The sequence below is a fragment of the Corallococcus sp. CA053C genome (assembly GCF_003611675.1).
In the GTDB taxonomy this organism is placed as follows: Bacteria; Myxococcota; Myxococcia; order Myxococcales; family Myxococcaceae; genus Corallococcus.
Map to the genome: position 1 here is coordinate 1 of NZ_RAWA01000346.1, position 10,695 is coordinate 10,695.

At 69.4% G+C, this 10,695-nt stretch carries 13 protein-coding genes; 6 read left to right on the forward strand and 7 right to left on the reverse strand.

Features of this window, described 5'->3' with window-relative positions:
• The 4 genes from D7V97_RS32760 to D7V97_RS32775 all read left to right on the forward strand — a co-directional run.
• Positions 1-351, forward strand: a 351-nt coding sequence (locus D7V97_RS32760) for an ABC transporter permease subunit (RefSeq protein WP_120614551.1), incomplete at its 5' end; no start/stop codon positions are given.
• Positions 351-1,403: an ABC transporter ATP-binding protein gene (locus tag D7V97_RS32765; RefSeq protein WP_199729014.1), complete on the forward strand. Its 1,053-nt coding sequence runs from the start codon at positions 351-353 to the stop codon at positions 1,401-1,403. The genes D7V97_RS32760 and D7V97_RS32765, both read left to right, overlap by 1 nt.
• A gap of 77 nt (positions 1,404-1,480) precedes the next feature.
• The gene (locus D7V97_RS32770) at positions 1,481-1,942 is read left to right on the forward strand and encodes a carboxymuconolactone decarboxylase family protein (protein ID WP_120614552.1); all 462 of its coding nucleotides are present in this window, start codon (positions 1,481-1,483) and stop codon (positions 1,940-1,942) included.
• A 1-nt stretch (position 1,943) separates the two neighbouring features.
• On the forward strand, positions 1,944-2,807 hold the full coding sequence (locus D7V97_RS32775) for a sigma-70 family RNA polymerase sigma factor (protein WP_120614553.1): 864 nt from the start codon (positions 1,944-1,946) through the stop codon (positions 2,805-2,807).
• Here D7V97_RS32775 and D7V97_RS32780 read toward each other — a convergent pair.
• On the reverse strand, positions 2,800-3,711 hold the full coding sequence (locus tag D7V97_RS32780) for a LysR family transcriptional regulator (protein ID WP_120614554.1): 912 nt from the start codon (positions 3,709-3,711) through the stop codon (positions 2,800-2,802). The two genes, D7V97_RS32775 and D7V97_RS32780, sit on opposite strands and share 8 nt — an antisense overlap.
• Before the next feature lie 111 nt (positions 3,712-3,822).
• Here D7V97_RS32780 and D7V97_RS32785 point away from each other — a divergent pair, with 111 nt between their 5' ends.
• On the forward strand, positions 3,823-4,851 hold the full coding sequence (locus tag D7V97_RS32785; protein WP_233583373.1) for an NAD(P)-dependent alcohol dehydrogenase: 1,029 nt from the start codon (positions 3,823-3,825) through the stop codon (positions 4,849-4,851).
• Between the two features lie 16 nt (positions 4,852-4,867).
• A complete protein-coding gene (locus D7V97_RS32790; RefSeq protein WP_120614555.1) occupies positions 4,868-5,857 on the forward strand; it encodes a bifunctional 2-polyprenyl-6-hydroxyphenol methylase/3-demethylubiquinol 3-O-methyltransferase UbiG in 990 nt (329 codons plus the stop codon).
• Here the strand turns inward: D7V97_RS32790 and D7V97_RS32795 are convergent.
• From D7V97_RS32795 to D7V97_RS32820, 6 genes are all read right to left on the reverse strand, one after another.
• Positions 5,848-6,318 (reverse strand): YdeI/OmpD-associated family protein, encoded by a 471-nt coding sequence (locus D7V97_RS32795; RefSeq protein WP_120614556.1) that lies wholly within the window; start codon positions 6,316-6,318, stop codon positions 5,848-5,850. The two genes, D7V97_RS32790 and D7V97_RS32795, sit on opposite strands and share 10 nt — an antisense overlap.
• Before the next feature lie 47 nt (positions 6,319-6,365).
• Positions 6,366-7,151, reverse strand: coding sequence for a class I SAM-dependent methyltransferase (locus D7V97_RS32800; protein WP_120614557.1), 786 nt, complete (start codon positions 7,149-7,151; stop codon positions 6,366-6,368).
• A 74-nt stretch (positions 7,152-7,225) separates the two neighbouring features.
• Positions 7,226-8,347 (reverse strand): sterol desaturase family protein, encoded by a 1,122-nt coding sequence (locus tag D7V97_RS32805; protein ID WP_233583374.1) that lies wholly within the window; start codon positions 8,345-8,347, stop codon positions 7,226-7,228.
• A 153-nt stretch (positions 8,348-8,500) separates the two neighbouring features.
• Positions 8,501-9,091, reverse strand: coding sequence for a DUF642 domain-containing protein (locus D7V97_RS32810; protein WP_158623505.1), 591 nt, complete (start codon positions 9,089-9,091; stop codon positions 8,501-8,503).
• A 165-nt stretch (positions 9,092-9,256) separates the two neighbouring features.
• Entirely contained in the window at positions 9,257-9,595 is a 339-nt protein-coding gene (locus D7V97_RS32815) for a hypothetical protein (protein ID WP_120614560.1), read from the reverse strand.
• A 232-nt stretch (positions 9,596-9,827) separates the two neighbouring features.
• Complete coding sequence (locus tag D7V97_RS32820) at positions 9,828-10,412, reverse strand: DUF642 domain-containing protein (RefSeq protein ID WP_120614561.1); 585 nt, start codon at positions 10,410-10,412, stop codon at positions 9,828-9,830.
• Positions 10,413-10,695: the final 283 nt, after the last annotated feature.

Sequence of the window (10,695 nt, forward strand, 5' to 3'; positions counted from 1 at the left end):
GAACGCAACAGCTCCGAGGCATTGGCGCAGGTGGATCCCTCGCTCGCGGAGGCGGCCCGGGTGGGCGGCGCGGGGCCGACGCGGGCGTTCGTGGACGCGACGCTGCCGTTGCTCCGGCCGGCGCTCACGGTGGCGTTCGTGCTCGCGTTCCTCGCGTGCGCCACGGAGATCACCCTGTCGGTGCTGCTGGTGCCGGCGGGTTCGGAGGTGTTGGGAACGCTGCTGTTCGAGCTGCAGAGCTACGCGGATCCGGCCGCCGCGGCGGTGCTGGCGTGCGCGTTCGTGGCGCTGGTGGTGGCGGGACAGGCCGTGCTCGCGTGGGCGCGGCGGCGCGTGCCGGAGGAGCGGTGATGGCGGCTATCGTCCTGGAGGGACTGGTCAAGGCGTACGGCGGGACGCCCGTGGTGCGGGGCCTGAGCCTGGAGGTGGGGCAGGGAGAGCTGGTGTCCCTGCTGGGCCCCTCTGGCTGCGGGAAGACGACGACGCTGCGGATGCTCGCCGGGCTGGAGCACCCGGACGCGGGCACCATCCGATTGGGCGATGACGTGGTGGCCGGGCCCGGCGTGCGCGTGCCTCCGGAGAAGCGCGGCCTGGGCATGGTGTTCCAGAGCTACGCCGTGTGGCCGCATCGCAGCGTGGAGGCGAACGTCGCGTATCCGCTGGTGCTCCGGAAGGTGCCCCGGCACGAGGTCGCCACCCGCGTGCGCGAAGCCCTGCGATGGGTGCGCCTGGAGGCGTTCGCGGCACGGATGCCTCACGAGCTCTCAGGTGGGCAGTTGCAGCGCGTGGCGCTCGCTCGGGCGCTGGTGGCGGGGCCCCGGGTGCTGCTGCTGGACGAGCCGTTGTCGAACCTGGACGCGGCGCTGCGCGAGGAGTTGCGCGCGGAGATCGCCGCGCTGCGGGCCCGGCTGGGCACCACGCTGGTGTTCGTCACGCACGACCAGGGCGAGGCGCTGGCGCTGTCGGACCGCATCGCGGTGATGAACCGGGGCGTCATCGAACAGGTGGACACGCCCGAGCGCCTGTACCGGGATCCAGCGACGCCGTTCGTCGCGGGCTTCGTCGGTGGCGCGAACGTGCTGAAGGGCGAGGCCCGGGCGGGCTCCTTCCACTGCGTGGGGGCGGACGTCGCGTTCGAGCTGCCGGCGGAGCTGAAGGGGCGCTCGGGACCGGGGACGTTGGTGGTGCGGCCGGAGGACCTGGAGCTGGGGGAGGCAGGCACTCCGCTGGTCCTCTCCGCCCGCCTGTTCCTGGGGCATGCGGCGGAGTACCGCTTCCCGGTGGCAGAAGCGTTCCTGCGCGTCATCGGGCCGGCCCTGGAAGGGGTGCGCGCCGGGCAGACGCTCCGGGTGCGCCTGCGCAAGGCCACGGTTTTCGAGGAGGGAAAATCCCTTCCGAAATGACCATGTCACAGGCCGCGAGGGTGATTCGTCCTGGGGGCGGACAGGATGTTCCTGCCTCGAAAAACGGAGCCACACCCATGAAGCCCAGGATGAATCCCTTTGCCGCCGCGCCGGCCGTGATGAAGGAAATGCTCGACTTCGCAGGGAAGGTCCAGGGCAGCGGGCTCGAGGCGAGCCTGACGGAGCTGGTGAAGATCCGCGCCTCGCAGATCAACGGCTGCGCCTTCTGCATCCACATGCACGCCCTCGACGCCCGCAAGCAGGGAGAGACCGAGGAGCGCATCTACCTGCTGTCCGCCTGGCGGGAGTCGCCCCTCTTCACCGACCGCGAGCGGGCGGCCCTGGCCTGGACCGAGGCCCTGACGCTCGTCTCCCAGACTCATGCGCCAGACGCGGACTATGTTGCGATGCGGGCGCACTTCAGCGAGGAGGAGAGCGTGAAACTGACCCTGCTCATCGGGATGATCAACATCTGGAACCGGATCTCCATCGGCTTCCAGTCCATCCATCCAGTGGCTCCACGCAGTGAAGCCGCCTGAGGTGACTCCCGAGGACGCCTTCGACCCGCTCCGCCCGCGCCTGCTCCGCATCGCCTATCGGATGCTGGGCAGTGTCGCGGAGGCGGAGGACGTGGTGCAGGAGGCGTATCTGCGCTGGCACCAGACGGACCGCGCTGTCGTGCGGGACGCCGAGGCCGTGCTCGTCCGGACGGTGTCGCGCCTGTGCCTCGACGTCCTGAAGTCCGCCCGCGTCCAGCGCGAGCAGTACGTGGGGACCTGGCTTCCAGAGCCCATCGTCGAAGCGGTGGAGGGCGACGACTTGACGCTGACCCTGATGCTGGCCCTGGAGCGCCTGTCCCCGTTGGAGCGGGCCGCGTTCCTCCTCCACGACGTGTTCGGCATGGACTTCGACGAGGTGGCGAAGGCCATCGACCGTGACCCCGCGGCGTGTCGGCAGCTCGCCAGCCGGGCGCGGAGCCACGTGCGCGAGGCCCGGCCTCGCTTCCCGGTGACGGAAGGCAAGGGCCGCGAGCTGGCCTCGGCGTTCTTCACCGCGTCCCGGAGCGGGGACATGAACGCGCTCCAGGCGCTGCTCGCCCAGGACGTCGTCACGTACACCGACGGCGGTGGCAAGGTGAAGGCGGCCCCCAACCCCATCTATGGCGCGGACAAGGTCCTGCGCTTCTTCAACGGGCTGCGGGAGCGCTTCGGGCTGGATGCCTCGCGGCTCGTCTACGAGGGGCCCATCGACGGACTGCCGGCCATCGTGACCGTGGAAGCGGATGGCGTGTTGCAGACCACCGCGTTCGCCTTCGAGGAGGACCGCATCGTCGCCATCTACGTCACGCGCAATCCCGACAAGCTCCAGGGCATCCGCCGGCTGGTGGGCCAGGACGTCACTTGATGACGGGGGGCAGTCCCTTCGCGAGCGCGTCGATGGCGACACGTACGCGGACGGGCAGGTGCGGCGTGCCAGGCCAGAGCGCGTAGACGTCGAAGAGCAACCCGGGACTGTCAGGCAGCACCTGCACCAGCTCCCGGTCGCGGATGTGGTCCCGGATCAACCAGCAGGGCAGCCACGCGAGGCCCATGCCCGCGACGGCCGCGTCGGCGATGGCCTCCAGGTCGTCCAACCGCAAGCGCGAGAGGGGGACGAGCTCCGCGTTCGTGCCGTCCTCCTGGGGAAAGAGCCAGGTGCGCACCCGCCCGGAGCGAACGTAGGCGAGGGTGTCGTGCTTCGCGAGCGCTTCCCAGGTGCGAGGCGTGCCGCGCTTGCGCAGGTAGGCGGGGGAAGCGCACACGGTCATGCGCTGCTGGCTGACGCGGCGGGCGGTGAGCCCGTCCCCGGTGCCAATGCCCTTGCTCCCCGCGCTGCGGATGACGAGGTCGAAGCCGTCCTCCAGCAGGTCCACGGTGCGGTCGCTGAAGGACAGATCCAGTTCGAGTTTCGGATGCGCGCGCGCGAGGTCGCGCAGGATGGGCGCCACGCAGCGACGGCCGAACAGCACGGGCATGCTGACGCGCAGCCTGCCCGCGGCCTCCTGCTTGCCGGACTCCAGCAGTGCCTCTCCCGCGCGCAGCTCTGCCAGCGCGCGCAGACACCGCTCGTAGAAGACCTGTCCGTCGTGCGTCAGGCCCTGCGTGCGCGTCGTGCGATGGAAGAGGCGCACCCCCAACCGCTCTTCCAATCGGGCCACCGTCTTGCCCACCGCGGAGCGCGAGAGGTGGAGCTTCGCGGCGGCGGCGGAGAAGCCACCGGCATCGACAGCCTCGACGAAGACAGACACACCGTGCAGGGGATCGCTCATGTCTCGTCCATTGTCGCCGTGGGAGCGACACTGATTGGAACCGTTGTCGCCACTGTGGAAATGGGTTCGACAATACCTTCTCCGCCACGAACCTGCTGCAAGGAGAAGCCCGTGGTGACCTCGACGATGAAGCGCTGGGAGATGGATGCCCCTGGACGTGCGCGGCTGCGCCTCAACACCGTGGCGATCCCGGAGCCGGGACCGGGCGAGGTGCTGGTGAAGGTGGCCGCCGTGTCGCTGAACTACCGGGACAAGCAGGCCATCGAAACGGGCGTGGGCCCGTCGATGAAGTTCCCCTTCACCCCGGCTTCGGATCTGGCGGGCGTGGTGACGGGCCTCGGGGCGGGGGTGACGCGGTTCGCGGTGGGAGACCGGGTCCTCTCCACATTCTCTCCCGGTCGCCTGGACGGCGCGGGGCATGGTTCGGCGCGCATGCCTCCGTACGCGATGCTGGGCGGTACGCACCCGGGAGTCCTCGCGGAGTTCGTCGCGTTCCCGGCGGACTGGTTCGTGAGGGCTCCGGCCACGCTCGATGCGGCTGAAGCCAGCACCTTGCCCTGCGCGGGGCTGACCGCGTGGACCGCGCTGGTGGAGTATGGCCCCGTGCGTCCGGGACAGACGGTGCTGGTGCAGGGCACGGGCGGCGTGGCGCTGTTCGGGTTGCAGCTCGCGCGGGCCCAGGGCGCGGACGTCATCGTCATCTCGGGGAGCGACGAGAAGCTGGCGCGGGCGAAGGCGCTGGGCGCGACGCACATCATCCACCGGGAGCGCGAGGACTGGGTGGAGGCCGTCTACCGCCTCACCGCGGACCGGGGCGTGGATCACATCCTGGAGCTGGTGGGCGGCGCGCACCTGGGTCGCTCGCTTGAAGCGGTGGCGCTGCATGGACGCATCTCCGTGATTGGCGTGTTCGAGGGCTTCACGGTGACGGGATCGTCCGGTCCGCTCCTGCGCAAGGAGCCGACGATCCGGGGCATCTACGTGGGCCACCGGCGCGGGCTGGAGGAGCTGGTGCGCGCGGTGGACCGGCTCGGGCTCAAGCCGGTCATCGACACGCGCTACCCCCTGGAGGACCTGCCCGCAGCGCTGGAGCACCTGGACCGGGGACCGTTCGGGAAGGTCGTGGTGGAGTCCCGCTGAGCGATAGGGTGGGGGCATGTCGCGCCCCCCTGAAAGCCCGCGTCGCTTCCACGCCGAACCGCTGGTCCTCGTGCTGCGTCACCTGGAGGCGGCGCTGGCGTCGGGGGCCGTGTCCATCGACGTGCCGGATCCGGACCTGGGACATGGGCACTATCCGGGCGAGCGTGTCGGGCCGGAGGGAGGGCTCGTCCATCGCCCGCTGCGCAGCTGGTGTGATCTGGCGGAGGGGCTGTCCTGCCGCCTGCTCACACCGCGCGGCGTGGATGCCACGCACGTGCGGCTCACGTTCGAGCCGCTGGGCGCGGAGGCCCCGTGGCACGCGGGGAGTGGGGAAGGGGAGCGCTCGGAGTCGCCGCAGGAGCGCTATGGCGCGGCGTCCGCGTTCGCGCGCGTGCGGAAGTTCGAGGATGCGGGCTTCCTGCTGCCGTGGTTGGAAGCCGTGGAGCGGCTGCGCCTGCCGCCGGGCGCGCGGGTGCTGGACCTGGGCGTCAACCGGGGCGATGAGCTGGCCGCGTTCGAGTGGGTGGAGGGCGCGAAGGATGCCCGCTTCGTGGGCGTGGATCACAGCGCCAGCGCGCTCGCCGAGGCCCGGGGGGCCTTCCCGGATGCGCGCCATGCGTTCGTGCAGGCGGACCTGAACGCGCTTCCGGCGGGGTTGGGGCGCTTCGACGCGGTGGTGTCCGTGGGCACGTTGCAGAGCCCTGGCGTGGACGACCGGGCGCTGCTGCGCAAGCTGGTGCAGGAGCACCTGGAGCCGCGGGCTGCGTTGGTGCTGGGCTTCCCCAACTCACGCTTCCGCGATGGTGAGGTCGTCTACGGCGCGCGCGTGCGCAACCTGCGCGAACCGGATCTGTCGCTGCTGGTGAAGGACCTGTCCTTCTACCGGCGCTACCTGCACCAGCACGGCTTCCGCACGTTCCTGGGGGGGAAGTACGACCTGCTGCTCACGGCGGTGCGGGGGCAGCCGTCGGACGGAAGCGACGAGGACGGTCCGCCTCAGGACTGAGCCGCTCGGGCGCGCAGCTTCTCCAGCGTCTGGGCCAGGCGGCGCTCGCGCGTCTCCGGCCGCTTCGCCTCGGTGATCGACTGCACGAACTCCTTGCGGTGCGTGAACGCGAGCTTCGTGAACACGTCCCTCAGCGCGGGCTCTGCGTCGAGCGCGCGCTGCAGGTCCTCCGGCACTTCGATCTCACGGGGCTCCGTGTCGCGCTCCAGGACGATGGCCAGCGCCATGCCTTCCTCGATGCCCGCGGCGTCGCGCACCTCGCGCGTGAAGCCCAGGTACGTCTTGCCTCCGTACACCATCAGCCGGCTCCGGAAGGGCTGCCCGTTGACGGTGCCCTTCACGGGGGGCCGGGCCTCTCCGAAGAGGTCCTTGCTGTCGAAGGGACAGCGCACGAAGCGGCCACCGGCGTCGTTGGCCACTTCGAGCTTCGCGGTGAAGGTCTGCTTCTTTTCCTGAGCCATGGCTCGCACCTTACCGTGGAGAATCGCTGTCCCGTCGTGCCCGGTTCCTAGCCTGGCTTGACGAACTTCAGCGCGAACCGGTCGCTCGTGCCCCGGCGCTCACCCGCGGCGCCCGGGCTGGAGTTCCAGTCCCGCGTGTCCTCCGGGTTGCGCCAGACGTTGCTCTCTTCCTGGAACTTGAAGCCCGCGGCCTGCACCTCGTCGCGCACCACCTTCTCGTCGATGCGGTGCAGCGTCTCCGTGTCCGCGAGGCCCGTGCCCGACTTCGCGCTCGAGTCGAGGACGACGTAGACGCCGCCGGGCTTGAGCGCCTGGAACACCGCCGCGTTCATCTTCGCCCGGTCCACGCCCAGCCACGTCGTGTCGTGGTAGATGATGTTGCTCACCACCACGTCCAGGTCGTTCACCTCGGGCGGCACCGGCGAGTCCAGCTCGCGGTCCACGCGCACCACGCCCTGGTTCACCGGGCGCGCCAGTCGCTCCTGCCAGCGCTTCTCCGCGAAGCGCTCCAGCACGACCTTCGGGTTCTCACCGTACACCTTCCCGGTGGGCCCCACCGCGCGCACCAGGAACTCCGTGGTGTAGCCCGTGCCGGCCATCAGCTCCGCCACCTTCATGCCGGGCCGCACGCCCGCGAACTCCAGCAGCGCGGCGGGGTGCCGGCCCGCGTCGAGCGCGCGGTCCGCGTCCGTGCGATCCGGGGCCTCCACCAACGACTGCATCGACACGGGGGCCTCCTGGCTTTGTGACGTGGGAGACGACGAAGGGGCGGGCGTCGAGTGGGAACAACCCGCGAGGACGAGGAACGAAGCAGCCGTCAGTGCGTAGCGCATGCGCGATCTATACGTCCGGGCCCCCCGCTTGCCTCGTAAAAGCATGGCGCCATGTCCGCTTGTGGGATCCCCCGCTACCCGTAGGGCGTCTTCTCGTGCCGCTTGAACGGGTACGCGAGCTGCCCCAGGTAGGTCTCCGGCGGCTGGAACTGCGTGGTGCCGTAGCGGGACGGCCAGTGCGCAGGCTGGTGGGCGGTGCCGAAGAGGACATCGATGAACGACAGGAAGACGGCGAAGTTCTTGTCGATGCCCTCCTCGTCCGACGTGTGGTGCCAGTGGTGGAACTCCGGCGTCGCGAACACCCAGCGCAGGTAGGGCCAGCGGTGGTTCACGTTCGCGTGGATGTACACGGCGTGGAAGGACACGAAGACGAGGTAGCCGTAGATGGCGGACGGGTGGAAGCCCAGCAGGAACACCGGCACGAAGCCCGCGAAGCGGTTGACGAGCACGTCCACCAGGTGCGAGCGCGAACTGGCCAGCCAGTCCATCTGCAGCGGCGAGTGGTGGATGGCGTGGAAGTTCCAAAGCCACGGCACCGTGTGGAAGGCCCGGTGCACCCAGTAGCTCACGAGGTCGATCACCAGGAGGATTTCAAAGAACTGGAGCCACACGGGCTGCGCGGCCACGTGCTGCTGGAAGTCCATGCGCACCGCCCAGGACAGGAACACCTGCACCGGGATGAGCACCGCGAAGGAGATGAGCTGCACGCCCACGTGGCTGACGAAGAAGTGCTTCAGGTCCGTCTGCCAGCCCGTGCGGAAGATGCGCTGCTCGTGCAGGCCCCACAGCCGCTCCATGGGGATGAACACCAGCCCCAGCACCAGCAGGTCCAACGCGAAGAAGTCCAGGCCGGCGCTCATCGCGCGGGGCGTTTGCGTGAGGGGCTCCGCCTCACCGCCGCCCAGCAGCATGGCCACCATCGCCAGCACCATGGCGATGACCCCGTGCGCCTTGGAGCGCAGGGTCAGCACGCTGAAGGCGCCCAAGAGGAAGGTGACGACGATGGACACCTGGAGGATGCCGCGGAAGACGCCCAGGTGCTCCGCGTAGAAGGCCCGCCCGTCGTTGGACACCAGCAGGTGGGGGAACAGGAAGCAGAACTCGGCGAGCACGCACAGCACGCCCAGCAGACCGCCGGTGACGCCGGCGCGCTTGCCCAGGTCGATGCGCAGGGCGGGGGCCAAAGGGAATTCCAAGGGAGCCATCCAGGAGGAAAGAAGCAGCGGGACAATCCTACGCCACTTTCCGATGTGGCCTCTGGAGCCCCCGGGAGGCTGTGGCGCCAGACGAAGACGGGCCGCCGCCCCGGTGGAAGGGACGACGGCCCGAGGCTCAGGAAGCCGTGAGGCTCACGGCCCGTTGACGACCACCTGGTCGACGGCGATCCCACACTCGACACCTGCCGAGGTGCTCGTGAGCTTGATCAGCGTCGCGTTGGTGGTGGCCTGGAAGCGGTAGTTCCGGATGTTCCAGACGGAGCCCGTGTTGTTGGAGGTGCTGGCCGTGTGCGTGTCGTAGGTGACCTTCATCGAGCGGGAGCTGGTGGCGCACCCCGGGCTGTTGGAGACGTAGAACGAGAGCGTGTAGTTCGTGCCCACCACGGTGGGGACGTACTGGGTGATGGAGCCCGCCCCGTTGCCGTTGAGGTCGATGGACTGCGTCCCCGAAGACGGCACCTTGTAGGTGTTCTTCATCACCTTGATGCCGCCGGCGTCTACGATCCAACCCGGCAGCGCGGTACTGCCCGCGCTGAGGAAGACGGAGCTGGCGGTGCCGATGTCGTTGGTCTCGAAGCTGCCGTTCGTTGCGACGTTGAGGCCCTGCTCGACGGAGGCCATGTCGGGATCCTGGATCACGGCGTCCGTGCCCCCGCAGCCCCCCAGCGCGAAGAAGCCCAGACCCAGCACGGCGCCGCGACGCAGCAATTGCATGCGATTCATAGGGTGTATCCCCCGGATGCGTGTGATTGACGCGCCAGTACAGTCGGGCTCCCCGACACCTGCCCGCGCAGTCAAAGGGAGGCGGAAAACAGGATACATGGATTCACACAGAGTGCGTGAGACTTCACGATCGCTGGTTGCTGGCCTGGCGGTCCTGCGTGCGGGTCAGGGGACCTGACAGCCCCCGGTGGCAGGGGGGCTGATGACGGCGCTGCCTGCCAGGGAACAGGCGAAGAAGGCGGCGGCGCGGGCGGTCAACGCGGGGGTGGGCGTCGTGCGTGCGGTGTCCGCGGACGCGTCCCACGGACGCCCAGCGGACAGGTCCGCGGACGGTCCCAGGGGTTTCGAAGCGTCCTTCGGGAAGGCCTGCACGGCCCAGGCCTGCAGTTTGACCATGGCGCCCAGGAACGCGCGCCGATCCATGTCCAGCGAACGCGCCGCGCCGATCACCGCGAGGCTCATGGGGAAGCCCACGTCTACCTGCACCCAGTCCAGACCCGCCACGCGTCCAACGCCTCCCGGAGCGGACGCCACGACGCGTCCTCGCACGAGCGTTGAGGGCGGAAGGGGGCGGGGGACTGATCCAAGGCCCGCCCGATCTGGATCGTCGGGCGCGACCCGTCTACCCCTTGGGTCCCGCAGCGGACGTCGCACCCGGAGCGCTCCAGGGGCTACAACGAAGCGGGCCGTCGTCCTGTGTGAAGGACGACGGTCCGATTGTCCCTGCGTCCAGGGCTCAGGGGCCGTTGACGGTCAGGTTGTCGATGGCGAGCCCACAGCCGACGCCGCCCGAGGTGCTCGTGAGCTTGATCAGCGTCGAGGTGGTGGTGGCGTTGAAGGTGTAGGTGCGCAGGCTCCACGTCGCGGAGGCGTTGGAGGTGCTGGCCGTGCGCGTGTCGTAGGCGATGTCCATCGAGCGGGAGACGGTGGTGCACCCCGGGCTGTTGGAGACGTAGAACGACAGCGTGTAGCCCCCGCCCACCACGGTGGGGACGTACTGGGTGACGGAGCCCGCGCTGGAGCCGTTGAGGTCGATGGACTGCACCCCCCCGGCCGGCACCTTGTAGGGGTTCTTCAGCACCTTGATGCTGCCGGTGATGGTCCAGGGCGGCAGCGCGGTGCTGCCTGCGTTGAGCTGGACATAGTTGAAGTTGCCGATGGCGTTGGCCTCGAAGCCGCCGTTCGTCGCGACGTTGAGGCCCTGCTCGACGGAGGCCACGTCGGGATCCTGGATCACGGCGTCCGTGCCCCCACAGCCCGCCAGCGCGAAGAAGCCCAGGCCCAGCACGGTGCCGCGACGCAGCAATTGCTTGCGATTCATAGGATGTATTCCCCCTGATGTGTGTTTTGCCGCGTGAGACAGTCGGGTGCCCCGACACCTCGCCGCGCGGTCAAAGGCAGGCGGAAAACAAGATACATGTTTTCACATCGGGTGTGTGAAACTTCACATTCGCTGCTTGCTGGCTTGACTGCCCTGCGTGCGGGTCAGGGGACCTGACAGCCCCCGGTGGCAGCGGGGCTGATGACGGCGCCCGTGGGTATCACGCAACCCTGGACGGCTCGCAGGTGGATGGAGCCCACGGCGCCGCCACCGCCCCCACCGC